Origin of the sequence: Pseudonocardia oroxyli (assembly GCF_900102195.1) — a bacterium.
In the GTDB taxonomy this organism is placed as follows: domain Bacteria; phylum Actinomycetota; class Actinomycetes; order Mycobacteriales; family Pseudonocardiaceae; genus Pseudonocardia; species Pseudonocardia oroxyli.
This window is the reverse complement of the sequence record NZ_FNBE01000007.1, coordinates 162,077-179,980: the sequence shown is the minus strand read 5'-3', so window position 1 is coordinate 179,980 and position 17,904 is coordinate 162,077. Positions and strand designations below refer to the sequence as shown.

Here is a 17,904-nt window from a genome sequence, read left to right as displayed (position 1 = left end):
GATCAGGCGGCGGCGAACTGGGTGCGGTGGAGGTCGGCGTAGCGCCCGTCGCGGCCGAGGAGGGCGCCGTGGGTGCCCCGCTCGACGATCCGGCCCTGCTCCAGCACCAGGATCTGGTCGGCGTCCCGGATCGTGGACAGGCGGTGGGCGATGACCAGGGCGGTGCGACCCGCCAGGGCCTCCGCCAGCGCGGCCTGGACCGCGGCCTCCGACGTCGAGTCGAGACTCGCCGTCGCCTCGTCCAGCACGACGACCCGGGGCTTGGCCAGCAGCAGCCGGGCGATGGTCAGGCGCTGGCGCTCGCCGCCGCTGAGCCGGTACCCGCGCTCGCCGACGACCGTGTCCAGCCCGTCCGCCAGGCTCGCGACGAGGCCCGCCAGCCGGGCCCGGCGCAGCGCGTCCCAGAGCTCGGCGTCCGTGGCCGCGGGCGCGGCCAACCGGAGGTTCGCGCGGATCGTGTCGTGGAACAGGTGCCCGTCCTGCGTCACGAAGCCGACGTCACCGTGGAGGTCCGCCGCCCGCAGATCGCGGACGTCGACGCCGCCGAGGCGCACCGACCCGGAGGACACGTCGTAGAGCCGGGCGAGCAGCTGGGCGATCGTCGACTTGCCCGCGCCGGAGCTCCCGACGAGCGCGGTCATCGTCCCGGCGGGCACCGTGAAGCTCACGTCGTGGAGCACGGTGTCGCCGCCGCGGGTGTCCAGGGTGGCGACCTCCTCCAGCGAGGCGAGGGACACCGCGGAGGCGGCGGGGTAGCCGAAGTCGACCGCCTCGAACCGGACGTCCAGCGGGCCTGCGGGAAGCGTGCGCGGCGCGGTCGGCTCGTCGATCATCGGCTCCAGGTCGAGCACCTCGAACACCCGCTCGAAGCTGACGACCGCCGTCATCGCCTCCACCCGCGCCCCGGCCAAGGCGGTCAGAGGTGCGTAGAGCCTGGTCAGCAGCATGGCCAGCGACACGACGGCGCCCGGCGCGAGCGCCCCGCCCAGCGCGAGAGCACCGCCCACGCCGTACACCAGGGCGAGCGCCAGGGCCGAGACCAGCGTCAACGCCGTCACGAAGACCCACTGGACCATCGCCGACCGCACCCCGATGTCCCGCACGCGCGCGGCCCGCGCCGCGAACTCCGCGGACTCCTCGGCGGGCCGCCCGAACAGCTTGACCAGCGTGGCGCCGGGTGCGGAGAACCGCTCGGTCATCTGGCTGCTCATCGCGGCGTTGTGCGCGGCGCCCTCGCGTTGCAGCCGGGCCAGCCTGCTCCCCATCCGGCGCGCGGGGACCACGAACAGCGGCAGCAGGACCAGCGCGAGCAACGTGACCCGCCAGGAGATCGTCAGCATCACGACGAGGGTGAGCGCCAGCGTGACCAGGTTCCCGACCACCCCGGAGAGGGTGTCGGAGAAGGCCCGCTGGGCGCCCAGGACGTCGTTGTTCAGGCGGCTGACCAGCGCACCCGTCCGGGTCCGGGTGAAGAACGCGACCGGCATCCGCTGCACGTGGTCGAACACGGCCGTCCGCAGCCGCAGGATCAGGCCCTCGCCGATCGTGGCCGAGAACCACCGGGTCAGCAGGCCGAGCGCGGCCTCCGCCACCGCGACGACGGCGATCGCCCCGGCGAGCCAGGCGACGACCGACAGACCCGCGCGGGCGTCGATCGCGTCCACCACTCGGCCTGCGAGCAGCGGGGTGAGCACGGTCAGCACCGAACCCACCGTGCTGAGCAGCACGAACACCGCGATCCGCCGGCGGTGGGGCCGGGCGAACCCGATGATGCGCCGCAGCGTCTCCCGCACCGGTGCGTGCGCGGCCGATCGCTCGCGTGACGCCGTCTGCAGGGCCGACCAGGTGCTCACGTCCATGGCGGCGACGCTAGGAGCTGAACCCGACTCGAGGTCAAGCCCGCGCCTCCGGCGCTCGTGCGTGGTAAGTGGTGCTCTGGCACCACTTACCACGCACGGGCGGCGTCAGCCGCGGGCCTTCTCGGCCGCCGTGATCACGTTGCGGAAGAGCATGGCGACGGTGGTGGGGCCGACGCCGCCGACCCGCGGGGTGATCGCGCCCGCGACCTCCTCGCAGGACTCGTCGACGTCCGGGAGCAGGCGCCGACCCTCGTAGCGGACGCCGCCGCCGATCACCGTGGCGCCGGGCTTGACGTGCTCGGGCTGGATGATCCCCGGCACGCCCGCGGCGGCGATCAGGATCTCCGCGCGCCGGGTGTAGCGGTCCCAGTCCGGCACCCCGGTGTGCACCACGGTGACGGCGGCGTTGGCGGTGGGCCGCTTCTGGGCCAGCAGCATCGCCAGCGGGCGGCCGAGCGTGGCGCCGCGGCCGAGGATCACGACCTCGCGCCCCGCGACGGGGATCTCGTAGAAGGCCAGCAGCTCCTCGATGCCCGCGGGGGTGCAGGGCAGCGGCCCCGGCAGCCCGACGGCGAGGCGGCCCATGTTCATCGGGTGCATGCCGTCGACGTCCATGTCCGGGTCCAGCTCGGCCAGCGCGGCGTCGTAGTCCAGGTGGCCGGGGATGGGGTACTGGATCAGCAGGCCGTGCACCGCCGGGTCCGCGTTGTACCCGCGGATCACCTCGACCAGCTGCTCCTGCGTCGTCGTGGCGGGCAGGTGCGAGTGCGGGGACTCGATCCCCAGCTCCGCGGCCTGCTTCTGCTTGATCCGGATGTAGCCCGCCGAGGCGTCGTCGTCCCCGACCAGGACGGTGGCCAGGCTCGGGGTGATCCCCCGGGCGCGCAGCGCGTCCGCCCGTGCGGTGACGTCGGCCAGGACTCGCTCGGCGACGGGCTTGCCGGGCAGCATTCGTGCGGTCACCCGGTCAGTCTGCCACTCTCGCCAAAGTGGCCCTTTCGCAGCGGGCCACCTCGGCGCACAGTGCAGAGGTGGATCTGAGCCCGTTGCCCGTCCGACACGCCCCCCTCCGCCGGTTCCCCCAGCTCGTCGGGGGTCTGTGGCTGTACGGCACGTCGATGGCGATGCAGATCCGCGGCGGCCTCGGCCTCAACCCGTGGGACGTCCTGCACCAGGGCCTGGCGACCCGGCTGCCCCTGAGCTTCGGGCTGATCACCGCGATCACCGGGGCCGTGGTGCTGCTGCTGTGGATCCCCCTGCGCCAGCGTCCGGGGATCGGCACGGTGGCGAACGTCGTCGTGATCGCCGTGTCGGTCGACGTCGCGTTGGCGCTGATCCCCGCCGCGTCCGGCCTGCCCGCGCGGGTGGCCCTGCTGCTGGGCGGCGTCGTGCTGAACGGGCTGGCCGCCGCCCTCTACGTCGGCGCGCGCCTCGGGCCGGGGCCGCGCGACGGGTTGATGACGGGCCTCGCGGCGCGCACCGGGCGGTCGATCCGGCTGGTGCGGACCGCCATCGAGGTCGTCGTGCTGGGGACGGGCTGGCTGCTGGGCGGGACCGTCGGGATCGGCACGGTGCTCTACGCCGTGGCGATCGGCCCGCTCACTCAGCTGTTCCTTCCTGTCGTCGCCTACCCGCCCCGTCGGCTCCGTCTCCTGCCGTCCCCCGGCCGCGTGCCTGGGCCCGCCGCACGTACCACCCGTTCCACACCGCCAGGCCGACGAGCGTGACCACCAGCAGCGCCTCGGACAGGCCGACCGCCACCGAGACCGGCAGCAGGTAGACCACCGGCACCCGGATCAGCGCCTCGGCGACCAGGCCCGCGCCCCAGACGGTCGAGGAGAGTCGGTGCCCCCGTCGCACGTGCGGGTTCGTCGCGTACTCCTGCGCGATCTCCGCCGCCTTGCCGGGCGCGAAGCTCTCCGACGCGGCCAGGGTCAGCGGGCGGCGGCCGATCCACGCGGTGACCAGGAAGACGAGCCCGACCGACGCGGTGACGAAGGAGTCTCGCAGCAGCAGGGTCCGTGCATCCTCGGTGACCAGGGCCAGCACCAGCCCGACGCCGTAGACCAGCAGCATCACGGTGGCGAAGGCGTTCAGCGTGCGCCGGCGCACGGCGGTCCAGGCGACCCGCAGCGCCGCCACGGCGGAGGCGACCAGCAGGGCGGTGAAGTCGGAGGCGCCGAGCAGGTGCAGCCCGTAGTAGGCGAGCACCGGCAGCCCGACGTCCAGGACCAGGCCGCGCAGCATCAGGGACGGGCTGGGCACGCTCGCGGCGGTGCTCTCGGACACGGTGTGCTCCCTGACGGTCACGGTCGGCCTTCCCCGGTGGACTCGTCGCCGGCCGCGTCCGCGTTCCAGGAACCGTGGAATCCGGCGGGCACGCCGCGCGGCAGGGTGACCCGGGCGGTGGTGCTCAGATCGGTGGCGTCGAGTACCAGCAGCTCGGAGGCCCGCCCGTCCCGGGTGGTGGTGATCGAGAGCAGCCACCCCTCGTCCTCCCCGGTGGCGTCCGCGGCCGGGACGAACACGGCCTCGCCCGCGACGACGTCCGGGCCGAGGTCGTGGACCCGCTCGCTCCCGTCGGTGTACTTGAGGATCCCGCGGTCGTCGGACACGGCGTAGAGCACCCGGTTCGGGCGGCCGACCAGCCGGTCGTCGAGGGTGGGGAACTCCAGGTCGAAGTCGGACAGCGGGGTCTCGACGACGGTGCCGGCGCCGGTGACGGTCCAGCGGTGCAGGCGGGCGACCCCGGCGGCGGAGGCCTCGGCGGCCGGGTGCGGGCCGATCGAGTCCCAGATGCTCCGGATGTCCGCCGGGGAGTAGCGGGCGACGTCCAGGGTGACCGTGTCGCCGTCCACCGACCAGGCGTTCCCGACGTGGAAGACGTAGCAGGGGTCCACCTCGACCCACCGCACCTCGCCGGGCCGGTCCAGCGGCATGATCCCGAGCCGGGCCCCGTAGGAGTCGTCCCAGCCGTAGGGCAGCCCGGGCCGCGGGGAGAAGGTCATCGGCAGGTCGAGGAAGATCGCGTGCCGGTCGGTGACGGCGAAGTCGTGCATCATCGTGGGGCCCGGGACGGCGATCTCGGCGCTGGTCACGAGCTCGCCCGCGGCCGAGACCCGGTGGTAGGTCAGGAACGGCGGCAGTGCGCCGTAGCCGAAGCAGTGCAGGTCGCCGGTGACCGGGTCGGTCTTGGGGTGCGCGGTCATCGCGGTGGTGAGCCGCCCGTCGAAGTCCCGCGGCCCGAGCGTGCCGAGCTCGCGGTCGACCTCGTACGGGAACCCGTTCTCGACGAGTGCGAGCAGCCGCCCGGCGTGCTCGACGATGTGGGTGTTGGCGTGGACGGCCGTGCGGTCGAACCGGCCGTCCGGGGTCAGGAAGGGCTTGCCCTCCAGCGCCGCGGTGCGCACCCACCGGTTGCGGTACCACTCGGCGCGGCCCTCGCGGAGGCGCACGCCGTGCAGCATCCCGTGCCCGGCGAACCAGTGCCCCGGGTCCTGGCCGGGCAGCGGGTTCGGGCCGTTGCGCAGGTAGCGACCGGTCAGCTCGGGCGGCAGGAGGCCTTCGACGGGCAGGTCGAACGCCTCGATCTCGTCCGGCACCGGCGCCAGGTGGCCCTGCAGGTAGAGCGGCTTCTCCGTCGTCGTCATGCGGGAGAGCCTGCACCTGTCAATACTGACATGTCAACAGTTACATGTAAGGTGGGCACATGTCGTTGCCCCACGCCCTGCTCGGGCTGCTCGCCGTCCAACCGCGCAGCGGGTACGAGCTGACCAAGGTCTTCGAGCAGGACCTCGGCCGCTACGCCTGGCAGGCGGGCCACACCAGCATCTACCCCGAGCTGAACCGGCTCGCCGAGTCCGGCCTGGTGGAGGTCTCGCACGAGGGTGCCCGCGGCTCCCGGACCTACGCGGTCACCGAGGCGGGCCGCAGCGAGCTGCGGAACTGGCTGCTCTCCCCGCCGCGGCAGACCAGGGTGCGCAACGAGCCGGTCCTGCGGATGTTCCTGCTCTCCGCACTCGAACCCGCCGACGCGCTCGTCGTGCTGCGGACCATCGCCGAGAACACCGACGCCTCCGCGACCGAGCTGCGCAAGGTCAGGGAGGTCGACCCGGAGGGGCCGATGACCGGCGCCGAGGGCTTCGGGCAGCTCGCCGCGGAGTACGGGCTCCGCCAGTACGAGGCGGTGCGGGACTGGGCGCGCTGGGCCATCGAGCGGCTCGAGCGCGAGACCTCCGCACGCCCGAGCTGAACGCGCGAACGGCGCCGTGGGAGTCCCACGGCGCCGTTCGGTGCGGGTGTGTCAGGCGGCCTCGACGACCGCCTCCGCGGCGGCCTTCCCGGGAACGGGCGTCGGCTCCTCGAGATCGGCCAGCGTCCACGGCCGGACGACGACGACCAGGACGGCGAGGGCGAGCACCTGCGCCCCGGCGATCGTCAGGCCCATGGCCAGCGCGTCGTTGCCCAGCAGGCCGACGACCGGCGAGGTCAGCGCGCCGACGCCGAACTGCACCGCACCCAGCAGGGCGGCCGCCGTGCCGGCCCGCTCGCCGTGGCGCGACAGCGCGAGCGCGGGGGCGTTCGGCAGCATGAACCCGACGGCGGCGAGCACCGCCCAGAGCGGCGCGACCACTCCGACCAGCCCACCGACCCCGGTCGCGGCGAGCGCGGCCAGGACGGCGCCCGACACGGTGCCCGCGATGCTCGCGACCAGCAGGATCTGCTTGGGCTCGAAGTAGCGCAGCAGCGCCGCGTTGCCCTGGGTGGCGCCGATCAGGAAGATCGCGCCCGCCCCGAACAGCAGGCCGAACTGCTGGGCGTCCAGGCCGAACTGCTCCTGGAAGACGAAGCTGGAGCCGGAGACGTAGCCGAACATGCCGGCCATGGCGAAGCCCGCCATCAGGATCAGCCCGACGAACGTGCGGTCCTTGAACAGGGTGCCGTAGCTGACCAGGGTGGCGCCGATCCGGGCCGGGCGGCGCCGCTCGGCCGGCAGCGTCTCCGGCAGGGCGAAGGCGAGCAGGGCGAGGATCGCCGCGCCGTAGAGGGCGAGGAAGGCGAAGACGCCGCGCCAGTCGGCGAAGCGCAGCAGCTCGCCGCCCAGCGTGGGCGCGAGCACCGGCGCGGCCCCCATGACCAGCATCAGGCGGGAGAGCAGGGTGGCGGCGGGACGGCCGGTGAACAGGTCGCGGACCACGGCCATCGCGACCACGGCGCCCGCGGCGCCGCCCACGCCCTGCAGCACGCGCAGGGCGCCGAAGACGGCGATGTTCGGCGCGACCATGATCAGCAACGACGACACGATGTGCAGGGTCGTGCCGATCAGCAGGGGCGTGCGACGGCCGACGGCGTCCGCCAGCGGGCCGATGAACAGCTGGCCCGCGGCCAGGCCGACCAGCGTGCCGGTCAGCGTCAGCTGGATCGTGGAGGCCGAGGCGGCGAACTCACCCGCGATCCCCGGGAGCGCGGGCAGATACATGTCGATGGTGAGCGGGCCCAGCGCGATCAGGCCGCCCAGCAGGAGGGCGAGCCGCGTGCGGCTGGGGACTGCGGTGGTGCTCAACGACGGGACCTTCCCCTTGCAGCGTTCGGGTCCGGATCGCCCGGCATCGTCGCCCAGTCGCGGTTCGTCCCCGTCGGTGTGTTCCGGACGGTTCAAGTCGAGACGGACCGGAGGGTGTTCCGGTTCCCGAACGGATGTGGTCTGCATCACTTACTCGTCGGTAGCTACGATCGGCGACATGCGCAGCCCCGACGGCGTGGACCTGGCCCTGTACACCGACGGACCGCAGGACGCCCCCGTCGTCCTCGCGGTGCACGGCTACCCGGACGATCACACGGTGTGGTCGCAGGTCGTCCCGCTGCTCGCGGACGACTACCGGGTCGTCACCTACGACGTCCGCGGCGCAGGCCGCTCGGGCGAGCCCACCGACCCCGGGGGCTACCGGATCGACCGGCTGGTGGCGGACCTCCTCGCGGTCGCGGACGCGGTGACCGCGGACTCGGGCGGCGGCCCGGTGCACCTGCTCGCCCACGACTGGGGGTCGGTGCAGGCCTGGCAGGCCGTCTCCGAGCACCCCGACCGGTTCGCGTCGTTCACCTCGATCTCCGGCCCGCACCTGGCCCACCTCGCCCGGTTCCGCGGCAAGGGCAGGCTGCGGCAGCTCGCGAAGTCCTGGTACATCGGCTTCTTCCAGCTCCCGCGGCTGCCGGAGCTGGCCTGGCGTTCCGGGGTCGCGGGCGGCGCGATCGCCCGCCGGGAGGGCGTCCCCGTGCCCTCGACACGGGACGGCATCAACGGGCTGGAGCTCTACCGCGCCAACATCGGCGGCAGCCACGGGGACGGCCGCACCACGGTCCCGACGCAGGTCCTGGCCCCGACGCGGGACCGCTACCTCACGACGGAACTGCTGGCCAGCGCCCCGGGCGTGCGGTTGCGGGAGGTCGCGGGCGGCCACTGGCTGCCGCGCGAACGCCCCGACGTGGTGGCGCGCTGCGTCCGCGAACTGATCGCCGAGGTGGGGGACCCGCGTGTCCGGAACCAGGGACTCGCGGGGCTCGCGGATCCCACCCCCGCGAGTCCCCCACTCCCGACACGCGAGTCCCCCACCGCGGACACGCGAGTCCCCCGTTCCGGACACGCGAGTCGGACGTCGCGGTGGTCCGGGAAGATCGTCCTGGTCACCGGCGCGGCGAGCGGGATCGGCAAGGCGGTGGCGGAGGGCTTCACGGCGCGCGGGGCCACGGTGGTCGGGGTGGACCGGGCCCCCGGGTGCGACTTCCAGGTCGACGTGTCCGACGCCGCGGCCATGGAGAAGCTCGCCGACGACGTCTGCGCCCGGGTCGGCGTGCCGGACGTGGTCGTCAACAACGCGGGCATCGCCGTCTCCGGCCCGTTCCTGGCGCACTCGGCGCAGGACTGGCAGGACATCGTGGACGTCAACCTGATGGGCGTGGTGCACGGCTGCCGGCTGTTCGCCGCGCGCATGGTCGAACGGGGCGAGGGTGGGCACCTCGTGAACGTCGCCTCGGCGGCCGCGTTCACCCCGACGTCCTTCCTCCCGGCCTACTGCACCACGAAGTCCGCGGTGCTGATGCTGTCGGAGTGCCTGCGCGCCGAGCTGGCGGCACACGACATCGGGGTCACCGCGCTGTGCCCCGGCTTCCTCCCCACGAACATCGGCGCGTCCGCCCGGTTCGTCGGTGTGGACGACGCGGCCGCCGAGCAGCGCCGCGTCGACCGGCTGCTCAAGCGCAGGCCCTACCGGCTGGAGAAGGTCGCCGACGCGGTGATCACCGCCGTCGAGAGGAACCGGCCGGTGCAGCTGCTGACCGTGGAGTCCCGCATCGCCCGCGTGCTGCCGCCCGCGGTGCTCCGCCGCGTGGCCCGGCTGCCGGTGCCGAACCTGTAGCGTCCGGACGTGCACGTCGACGACCTGGTGACGCCCGCGCTGCTCGTCGAGCGCGGGGCGCTGCGCCGCAACCTGGACACCATGAGCGCCGCACTGCCGGGCACCCGGCTGCGCCCCCACGTCAAGGCGCACAAGTGCACCTCGCTCGCCCGCTGGCAGCGCGACAACGGCCATCCCGGCTTCACCTGCGCCACGATCCGCGAGTGCGAGGTCATGGTCGAGCACGGCCTCGGCGGCGATCTGCTGCTGGCCAACGAGGTCGTCGACGCGAGCAGGCTGGGCGCACTGGTCCGCAACGGCGCGCGGATCACCCTCGCCGTCGACTCCCGGGAGACGATCGCGGCGGCCCTGCGCGGCAACGTCCTCGAGGTGGTGATCGACGTCAACGTCGGGCTCCCGCGGTGCGGCTGCCCACCGGAGAAGGCGGGCGAGCTGGCCGAGCTCGCCCGCCGCAACGGGCTCGAGGTCCGCGGCGTGATGGGCTACGAGGGCCACCTCATGATGGTGCGCCCCGAGGAGGACCAGCGCCGGATGGTCCGGGAGTCGATGGAGAAGCTGGTCGCCGCGGCGCGGGAGGTCGGCGGCGAGCTCGTCTCCGCGGGCGGCACCGGCACCTACCGGCTCAACGAGTGGGCAACGGAGATTCAGGCGGGTTCGTACGCGCTGATGGACTCCGCCTACGCCGAGCTCGGGCACCCCTTCGAGCAGGCCCTGTTCGTGCTCGGCACGGTCATCTCGGTCTCGGCGGACCACGCCGTCGTCGACGTCGGGCTGAAGGCGCTGGGCATGGACCACGGCAACCCGACGATCCCCGGTGCCCAGGTCTGGTTCTGCTCCGACGAGCACACGACCTTCGCCCCCGGCGCGCTCAAGCTGCGGGTGGGGGACCGGATCCGGGTCGTGCCCGCACACGTCGACCCGACCGTCGCCTACCACGAGGCGATGTGGCTGGTCGACGGCGAGCAGGTGGCCGAGCGGTGGGCCGTCGACATGCGGGGGTGGTGATGACCCCGCTGGTCCCGCGGCTGCGCCCCTTCACCTCCACGATCTTCGCCGAGATCACCCAGCTCGCGGTCCGCACCGGCGCGATCAACCTCGGCCAGGGCTTCCCGGACGAGGACGGCCCCGCTGCTCTGCTGGCGGATGCGCAGCAGGCGATCGCGACGGGCGCCAACCAGTACCCGCCCGCGCCCGGGCTGCCCGCCCTGCGCGAGGCCGTGGCCGCGCACCAGCGACGCTTCTACGACCTGGACGCGCAGGACGTGCTCGTCACGACCGGGGCCACCGAGGCGATCGCCGCCGCGGTGCTCGCGCTGTGCGGGCCGGGGGACGAGGTCGTCGTCTTCGAGCCGTACTACGACTCCTACCCGGCCGTGATCGCGATGGCGGGCGCGACCCGGCGGACGGTGCCGCTGCGCGCGCCGGACTTCCAGCCCGATCCCGCCGAGCTGCGGGCCGCGTTCGGGCCGCGCACGAAGGCCGTCCTGGTCAACACCCCGCACAACCCGACCGGCGCGGTCTTCGGCCCGGACACCCTGCGGGCCGTCGCCGACCTCGCGATCGCCCACGACGCCGTCGTCCTCACCGACGAGGTCTACGAACACATGACCTTCGACGCCGAGCACGTCCCGATGGCCACGCTGCCCGGCATGGCGGAGCGCACGCTGACGATCTCCAGCGCGGGCAAGACCTTCTCGGTCACCGGCTGGAAGATCGGCTGGGTGCACGGCCCGGCCGGGCTGGTCGCGGCGGTCCGGGCGGTCAAGCAGTTCCTGACGTTCGCCAGCGGCGCCCCGTTCCAGCCCGCCGTCGCCGCGGCGCTGGCCACCGCCGACTACGCCGCGATCTCCGCGGGCCTGCGCCCCAAGCGCGACCTGATGGTGAGCGGGCTGCGCGCGGCGGGGATGCGGGTCTTCGAGCCGCGCGGCACCTACTTCGTCGTCGCCGACCTGGCGCCGCTGGGTGTGACGGACGCGGCCGAGTACGCCCGGGCCATGCCGGAGAAGGTCGGCGTCGCGGCCGTCCCGGTCAGCGTCTTCTGCGACGACCCGGATCTCGCCCCGACCCTGCTCCGCTTCGCCTTCTGCAAACGCACCGAGGTCCTGGAACAGGCACTCTCCCGCCTCTGACCACGCAGTGTGGAGCCACGATGCCGCCTGGTCAGGTGTGGTCTCGGCGGTGTTGGTAGACGGAGAGGGCCGCCACCACGACCGCGCCCGCCAGGGCGACCGGGACCATGGCCCCCCACGCCGCGTCGGGGACCAGCAGCCCGCGGTCCTCGGTCTGCCACGGCCACAGCGCGCGCAGCGCGCCGAGCAGGAACCCCGCCATCGCGGCCATGACCAGCCTGCGGTGGTGCTCCAGCAGGTGCTGGAGCAGCTTCACGAAAGCACCCAGCCCCAGCAGTGCGCCCAGCAGGAACGCGCCGAGGTACGCGGCGTCCCGGTCCGCCACCGCCCGCAGGGTCGGCTCGTAGAGGCCCAGGGCGAGCAGCAGGAACGAGCCGGACAGTCCCGGCAGCACGAGCGCGCACACCGCCGCGGCCGCCGCCGGCACGACGATCCACAGCGGTGGATCGGACAGGTCGGCGGGCGGGAGCCCGGTGAGCACCGCGGTCAGCACGGTGATGCCCCCGAACAGCGCCCACTCGACCGGACGGAGCCGCCCGCCGAGGGCGAGGAACGGCACGGTCAGGGTGGCCGCGACCATGCCGAAGAACAGGGCGCGGGTGCCGACCGGGTGCCCGTCGATGATCGGCGGGAGCAGCTGGGCGGCCACGAGGACCGCCGCCACCATCCCGACGCCGACGGCCAGGACCAGCCTCCAGTCCACCTCCGCCAGGGCGGCGCGGGTGCGGGCGAAACCCTGCCGCCGCAGTCCCTCTGGCAGGCCGCGCAGGGCCGAGACCAGGTGCCCGGCCGCCGCGATCAGCTTCTCGTACACCCCGACGACCAGCGCGATCGTGCCCCCGCTGACGCCGGGGACGACCTCGACCGCGCCGATGGCCATGCCGCGCGCAACGTTTGAAACGGACATATCGCCACCCTAGGCGGCGCCCCGCACCGGGTCACGCGGGGGAGGCGGGGTCGCCCGACCAACGCCTACGCCGCTCGATCACCCGCGCGGCACGAGCCGCACCACGACCCACTTCGACGTCGGCGTGCCCGACTCCAGGGCTTGGGAGTCCAGCGGGATCAGCGGGTTGGTCTCCGGGTAGTAGGCCGCGATGCAGCCCTTGGGGGTGTCGTAGGAGACGAGGCGGAAGTCGTCCGCGCGACGCTCGACCCCGTCCTCCCACTCGGAGACCAGGTCGACGCGGTCGCCGTCGGCGAGGCCGAGCTCGGCGAGGTCGGCCGCGGAGACGAACGCGACCCGGCGGCCGGAGCGGATGCCGCGGTAGCGGTCGTCGAGCCCGTAGATCGTGGTGTTGAACTGGTCGTGGCTGCGCAGGGTCTGCAGCACGAGCCTGCCCTCGGGCACGGTCAGCACCTCGAGCGGGCTCACGGTGAAGACCGCCTTGCCCGCCGCGGTGGGGAAGGTGCGGGTGTCGCGGGGCGGGTGCGGCAGGGTGAAGCCGCCGCGGCGGCTGATCTTCTCGTCGTAGGCCTCGCAGCCGGGCACGACCCGCCCGATGGACTCCCGGATCCGGGAGTAGTCGGCGGCGAAGTCGGTCCACGGGATCTCGTGGCGGTCGCCGAGGGTGGCGTGCGCGATCCCGCAGAGGATGTCCACTTCGGAGCGCAGCAGCGGACCCGCGGGCTCGGAGCGCCCCCGGGAGGCGTGCACGGCGGACATCGAGTCCTCGACGGTGACCCGCTGGACGAGCCCGCCGGTGAGGTCCTTCTCGGTGCGGCCCAGCGTGGGCAGGATCAGCGCGTCCCGGCCCGCGGCGAGGTGGCTGCGGTTGAGCTTGGTGGAGATCTGCACGGTCAGCGCGGCCGAGCGCAGGGCGGCCTCGGTGACGTGGGTGTCGCTCATCGCGGAGGCGAAGTTGCCGCCGAGGCCGACGAAGACCTTCGCCCGCCCGTCGCGCAGGGCCCGGACCGCGGCGGCGGCGTCGTGGCCGTGCTCGCGCGGGGGCTCGAAGCCGAACTCGGCGCCGAGGGCGTCGAGGAAGGAGTCCGGGGACTTCTCCCAGATGCCCATGGTGCGGTCGCCCTGGACGTTGGAGTGGCCGCGGACCGGGCAGAGGCCCGCGCCGGGCTTGCCGATCATGCCCTGCAGCAGTGCGACGTTCACGAACTCCGAGATGGTCGCGACGGCGTTGCGGTGCTGGGTGATCCCCATGGCCCAGCAGTGCACGATCCGCTGCGAGCTCGCGAACATGTCCGCGACCGCCTCGATCTCCGCGCGCGCCAGGCCGGTCGCGGCGAGCACCGCGTCCCAGTCCAGGTCCGCGACGTGCGCGGCCCAGTCCTCGAACCCGACGGTGTGCCGCTCGATGAAGGACGTGTCCGCGACGCCGCGCGCCAGCAGCAGGTGCCCGATCGCCTGCCACAGCGCGAGGTCGCCGTTCGAGCGGATCTGCAGGTAGCGGTCCGCCAGGCTGGTGCCCAGGCCGGCCAGCCCCTTGGGCTTCTGCGGGTTGTCGAAGGCCAGCAGCCCGGCCTCGCGCAGCGGGTTGATCGCGATGATCCGCGCGCCGTTCTGCTTCGCGATCTCCAGTGCGGAGAGCATGCGCGGGTGGTTGGTGCCCGGGTTCTGCCCGGAGATGACGATCAGGTCGGCCTCGTGCAGGTCCTGCAGCGACACCGAGCCCTTGCCGATCCCGATCGTGCGGGCCAGCCCGACGGACGTCGACTCGTGGCACATGTTCGAGCAGTCCGGCAGGTTGTTGGTCCCGAAGGCGCGGGCGAAGAGCTGGTAGACGAACGCGGCCTCGTTCGAGGCGCGGCCGGAGGTGTAGAACAGCGCCTCCTCCGGGCTGTCCAACCGCTGCAGGTGGGAGGCGACCAGCGCGAACGCGTCCTCCCACGAGATCGGCTCGTAGCGGTCGGAGCCGCCCCGGCGCACCATCGGCTCGGTCAGCCTGCCCTGGCGCTCCAGCCAGTACTCGGTCTGCCGCTCCAGGACGGAGATCGGGTGCGTGGCGAAGAACTCCGCCCCGACGGTCTCGCGCTGCCCCTCCCACGAGACGGCCTTGGCGCCGTTCTCGCAGAACTCGGCGGTGTGCCGGTGGTCCTGCGGGTCCGGCCAGGCGCAGGACATGCAGTCGAACCCGTCGACCTGGTTGAGCGTGAGCAGGTTCCGGGCCGACTTGACCACGCCCATCTGCTTGACCGCCCGGGTCAACGACACCTGCACCGCCTTCAGCCCGGCGGCGTGCGTCGCGGGCCTGCCGACGGCGAGCCGGGCCTCCTCGGTGTCCACGGGCGGCGGGGTGCGGTCGGGCGTGGTGGTCACGGATCAAGTCTAGGCGCCGCCCGCGCGCCCGCATCGTGGATCCACAATGCGGCGTCAGAGGATGAGCAGCAGCGCCACGACGAGGACGGCGGCGAGGACCGCGGCGGTGATCCCGGCCACCAGGGCGGGGCTGATCGGCTTCCGGGCGGGCGTCCAGCCCAGCTCGGCGGCGGCGCTCGCCAGCATCCGGTGCGCCTCGACGCCGGGGTCGACCGGGACCTTCCTGTCCAGGCGCAGGAGCGAGCCCGCGGACTCGGCCTCGCCGAGCCGCTCGCGGCGGTCGGTGACCGCGTAGGTCCCGGCGGCCGGATCGAGCACGACGACGTGGGTGAGGCGCTCGCGGTCCCGCCGCCCGCGGGCCTGTGGCGGGCCGGTGACCTCGGCGGTCATCGTGAACCCGCCCTCGGTCCGTTCGACGACGTACGGGCCCGCCTTCGCCGCCCTGCGCACCGAGGCGGCGAAGGCGGCGGGATCGGCGGCGCTCACGCCGCGCCCGCGGGTTCCGTCCCGGCCGTGCGCCCGCACCCGGCCAGGGCCTCCAGCTCGATGCCCAGCTCCGCCGCCAGCGCGGCCACGGTGAAGAACGCGGGGGTCGGGATCCGGCCGGTCTCGATCTTCCGCAGCGTCTCGGGGGAGATCTGGGCGGCCGCCGCGACGGCCCCGATGCTCCGGTCACCGCGGGCCGCACGCAGCAGCGCACCCAGCCGCTCGCCGCGCTCGCGGTCCTCGGGGGTCAAGGGGACGCGCACCATGGTCGTCATACTAATACCGGTATTCTTATCCCCGTGATCGAGTTGAAGACGCCCGGCGAGGTCGACGCGATCGCCGCCGCCGGGTCCGTGGTGGCCCGCATCCTCGCCGCCGTGCGCGAACGGGCCGCCCCCGGTGTCCGGCCGACCGAGCTGGACGCGCTCGCCGCCGAGCTGATCGCCGAGGCGGGCGCGGTCTCGAGCTTCAAGGGCTACCACCCGCGCTGGGCGCCGGGCCCGTACCCGGGCGTGCTCTGCGTCAGCGTGAACGACGCCGTCGTCCACGGCATCCCGGCCCGCACGAAGCTCCGCCCGGGGGACCTCCTCTCGGTGGACTTCGCCGTGCATTTGGACGGCTGGTGCGCCGACGCGGCGTTCAGCACGGTGGTCGGCGAGGGCGGTGTCGCGGACAAGGAGCTGATCGCCACCACGGAGGCGTCCCTGGCCGCGGGCATCGCCGCCGCGCAGCCGGGCGCGCAGATGGGGGACGTCGGGCACGCGATCGCACAGGTCGCCCGCGCCGCGGGCTACGGCATGCTGGCCGACCACGGGGGCCACGGCGTCGGGCGGTCGATGCACGAGGAGCCGCACGTCCCGAACGAGGCCAAGCCCCGCCGCGGCCTGCGCCTGCGGCCCGGCCTGGTCATCGCCATCGAGCCGATGCTGATCGCGGGCGGCACGGACGCCTACCGCCACGACAAGGACGGCTGGACCCTGCGCACCGCGGACGGCAGCCGCGCCGCCCACGCCGAGCACACCATCGCGATCACCGAGCAGGGCCCGCGGATCCTCACCGTTCCCTGAGGTCGAGGACTGTCGAACGGCCGGCCGCTCGGGCAGGATCCAGGCGTGTCCGACGTCGCAGCCTTCACGCCCGAGACCACCGCCGCCATCGCGCGGGCCCGCCGGCACGCGCTCGGTGACCTGCTGCACCGCACGGCGAAGCGGTACCCGACCAAGCTCGCCGTGGTGGCGGGCGAGCGCCGGGCCACCTTCGCCGAGTTCGACGACGCGGTGAACCGCTGCGCGAACTCCCTGGCCGCGCGGGGCCTCGCCAAGGGGGACCGGCTCGCCCTGCTGAGCCACAACTCGTGGGAGTTCGCGGTGCTGGCCTTCGCCACCGCGCGGCTCGGCGTGGTGCTCGTGCCGGTGAACTTCATGCTCAACGCGGACGAGATCGCCTACATCCTGTCCCACTCCGGCGCCTCGGGCCTGGTCGCCGAGGACGCCCTCGCCCCGACCGCGGAGAAGGCGATCGCCACGGCCGGGCTGACCGGCGGGGTGCGCGGCTGGGTCGCCCTCTCCGGCGCGGCACCCACCGGGGACTGGGAGGACGTGGGCTCCTGGATCGCCGAGGGCTCACCCGAACCCGTCGACGTCCCGGTCGGCGACGACGACCCGCTGCGCCTGATGTACACCTCCGGCACCGAGTCCCGCCCCAAGGGCGTGATGCTCTCGTCCAAGTCGTTGATCAGCCAGTACGTGTCCTGCATCGTCGACGGCGGCATGACGAGCGAGGACGTCGAGGTCCACTCGCTGCCGATGTACCACTGCGCGCAGCTGGACTGCTTCTTCTCCGTCGACGTCTACCTCGGCGCGACGAGTGTGATCCTCCCGGGCGCGGACGCGGGCACCATCCTCGCCACGATCGAGCGGGAGCGGGCCACGAAGCTGTTCTGCCCGCCCACGGTGTGGATCTCGCTGCTGCGGCACCCGGACTTCGACAGCCGGGACCTGTCCAGTCTGCGCAAGGGCTACTACGGCGCCGCGGCGATGCCGGTCGAGGTGCTCCGCGAGATCCAGCGCCGGTTGCCGGACGTGCGGCTGTGGAACTTCTACGGCCAGACCGAGATGTCCCCGCTGGCCACGATCCTGAGCCCCGACGAGCAGCTGCCCATGGCGGGCAGCGCGGGCCGCGCCTCGCTCAACGTCGAGACCCGCGTGGTCGACGACGACGACAACCCGGTCCCCACGGGCGAGGTGGGGGAGATCGTGCACCGCTCCCCGCACGCCGCGCTGGGCTACTACAACGACGAGGAGAAGACCGCCGCCTCGTTCCGGAACGGCTGGTTCCACTCCGGGGACCTGGGGGTCATCGACGAGAACGGCTACCTGGCCGTCGTCGACCGCAAGAAGGACATGATCAAGACCGGCGGGGAGAACGTCGCCTCCCGGGAGGTCGAGGAGGCCCTCTACCTGCTCGACGGGGTGGCCGAGGTCGCCGTGTTCGGGATCAGCCACCCGCACTGGATCGAGGCCGTGACCGCGGTCGTCGTGCCCAAGCAGGGCGTGGAGCTGACCCGCGAGCAGATCGACGCCCACGCGCGGGAGCGGCTCGCCGGCTACAAGCGGCCCAAGTACGTGGTGCTGGCCGACTCCCTGCCGAAGAACCCCAGCGGCAAGATCCTGAAGAAGGACCTGCGGGTGCAACACGCGGAGCTAGCGAACGATCGTTCAGCGCGCTAGAACAGAGGCATGCGC

At 73.5% G+C, this 17,904-nt stretch carries 15 protein-coding genes and 1 pseudogene; 7 read left to right on the top strand and 9 right to left on the bottom strand.

Annotated features, from left to right (window positions below):
• Positions 1-2 precede the first annotated feature (2 nt).
• Together BLS43_RS12885 and BLS43_RS12880 are read right to left on the bottom strand one after the other, a co-directional pair.
• Complete coding sequence (locus BLS43_RS12885; RefSeq protein ID WP_093083293.1) at positions 3-1,859, bottom strand: ABC transporter ATP-binding protein; 1,857 nt, start codon at positions 1,857-1,859, stop codon at positions 3-5.
• A gap of 105 nt (positions 1,860-1,964) precedes the next feature.
• A complete protein-coding gene (locus BLS43_RS12880; RefSeq protein ID WP_245707464.1) occupies positions 1,965-2,822 on the bottom strand; it encodes a bifunctional 5,10-methylenetetrahydrofolate dehydrogenase/5,10-methenyltetrahydrofolate cyclohydrolase in 858 nt (285 codons plus the stop codon).
• Between the two features lie 26 nt (positions 2,823-2,848).
• Here BLS43_RS12880 and yczE point away from each other — a divergent pair, with 26 nt between their 5' ends.
• The gene (gene yczE, locus BLS43_RS12875) at positions 2,849-3,586 is read left to right on the top strand and encodes a membrane protein YczE (protein ID WP_245707463.1); all 738 of its coding nucleotides are present in this window, start codon (positions 2,849-2,851) and stop codon (positions 3,584-3,586) included.
• Between the two features lie 25 nt (positions 3,587-3,611).
• Here the strand turns inward: yczE and BLS43_RS31665 are convergent.
• Both BLS43_RS31665 and BLS43_RS12865 read right to left on the bottom strand, forming a co-directional pair.
• Positions 3,612-4,106 (bottom strand): annotated as a pseudogene (locus BLS43_RS31665) (VC0807 family protein); the annotation flags it as partial.
• Positions 4,107-4,165: 59 nt separating this feature from the next.
• On the bottom strand, positions 4,166-5,509 hold the full coding sequence (locus tag BLS43_RS12865) for a carotenoid oxygenase family protein (protein WP_093083285.1): 1,344 nt from the start codon (positions 5,507-5,509) through the stop codon (positions 4,166-4,168).
• A 59-nt stretch (positions 5,510-5,568) separates the two neighbouring features.
• Between BLS43_RS12865 and BLS43_RS12860 the strand changes: the two genes are divergently transcribed.
• Entirely contained in the window at positions 5,569-6,111 is a 543-nt protein-coding gene (locus BLS43_RS12860) for a PadR family transcriptional regulator (RefSeq protein ID WP_093083283.1), read from the top strand.
• Positions 6,112-6,162: 51 nt separating this feature from the next.
• Here BLS43_RS12860 and BLS43_RS12855 read toward each other — a convergent pair whose 3' ends face one another.
• Positions 6,163-7,422, bottom strand: a complete 1,260-nt coding sequence (locus BLS43_RS12855; protein WP_245707462.1) for a multidrug effflux MFS transporter — start codon at positions 7,420-7,422, stop codon at positions 6,163-6,165.
• Between the two features lie 178 nt (positions 7,423-7,600).
• Between BLS43_RS12855 and BLS43_RS12850 the strand changes: the two genes are divergently transcribed.
• The 3 genes from BLS43_RS12850 to BLS43_RS12840 are packed head-to-tail and all read left to right on the top strand — an operon-like array spanning position 7,601 to position 11,400.
• Positions 7,601-9,271, top strand: a complete 1,671-nt coding sequence (locus BLS43_RS12850) for an SDR family oxidoreductase (RefSeq protein ID WP_093083278.1) — start codon at positions 7,601-7,603, stop codon at positions 9,269-9,271.
• Positions 9,272-9,280: 9 nt separating this feature from the next.
• On the top strand, positions 9,281-10,276 hold the full coding sequence (locus tag BLS43_RS12845) for an alanine racemase (RefSeq protein ID WP_093083277.1): 996 nt from the start codon (positions 9,281-9,283) through the stop codon (positions 10,274-10,276).
• Complete coding sequence (locus tag BLS43_RS12840) at positions 10,276-11,400, top strand: pyridoxal phosphate-dependent aminotransferase (RefSeq protein ID WP_093083598.1); 1,125 nt, start codon at positions 10,276-10,278, stop codon at positions 11,398-11,400. The genes BLS43_RS12845 and BLS43_RS12840 overlap by 1 nt, the downstream gene beginning before the upstream one ends.
• Before the next feature lie 31 nt (positions 11,401-11,431).
• Here the strand turns inward: BLS43_RS12840 and BLS43_RS12835 are convergent, their stop codons facing one another.
• From BLS43_RS12835 to BLS43_RS12820, 4 genes are all read right to left on the bottom strand, one after another.
• The gene (locus BLS43_RS12835) at positions 11,432-12,307 is read right to left on the bottom strand and encodes a DUF368 domain-containing protein (protein WP_093083275.1); all 876 of its coding nucleotides are present in this window, start codon (positions 12,305-12,307) and stop codon (positions 11,432-11,434) included.
• A gap of 78 nt (positions 12,308-12,385) precedes the next feature.
• Positions 12,386-14,674 (bottom strand): FdhF/YdeP family oxidoreductase, encoded by a 2,289-nt coding sequence (locus BLS43_RS12830; protein ID WP_093083273.1) that lies wholly within the window; start codon positions 14,672-14,674, stop codon positions 12,386-12,388.
• A 54-nt stretch (positions 14,675-14,728) separates the two neighbouring features.
• On the bottom strand, positions 14,729-15,160 hold the full coding sequence (locus tag BLS43_RS12825) for a hypothetical protein (protein ID WP_143030025.1): 432 nt from the start codon (positions 15,158-15,160) through the stop codon (positions 14,729-14,731).
• Positions 15,157-15,426 (bottom strand): helix-turn-helix domain-containing protein, encoded by a 270-nt coding sequence (locus BLS43_RS12820; protein ID WP_093083595.1) that lies wholly within the window; start codon positions 15,424-15,426, stop codon positions 15,157-15,159. The genes BLS43_RS12825 and BLS43_RS12820 overlap by 4 nt, the downstream gene beginning before the upstream one ends.
• Before the next feature lie 33 nt (positions 15,427-15,459).
• Here BLS43_RS12820 and map point away from each other — a divergent pair, with 33 nt between their 5' ends.
• Positions 15,460-16,227, top strand: a complete 768-nt coding sequence (map, locus tag BLS43_RS12815; protein ID WP_093083267.1) for a type I methionyl aminopeptidase — start codon at positions 15,460-15,462, stop codon at positions 16,225-16,227.
• A gap of 45 nt (positions 16,228-16,272) precedes the next feature.
• A complete protein-coding gene (locus BLS43_RS12810; protein WP_093083264.1) occupies positions 16,273-17,889 on the top strand; it encodes an acyl-CoA synthetase in 1,617 nt (538 codons plus the stop codon).
• The last annotated feature ends 15 nt before the right edge of the window (positions 17,890-17,904 follow it).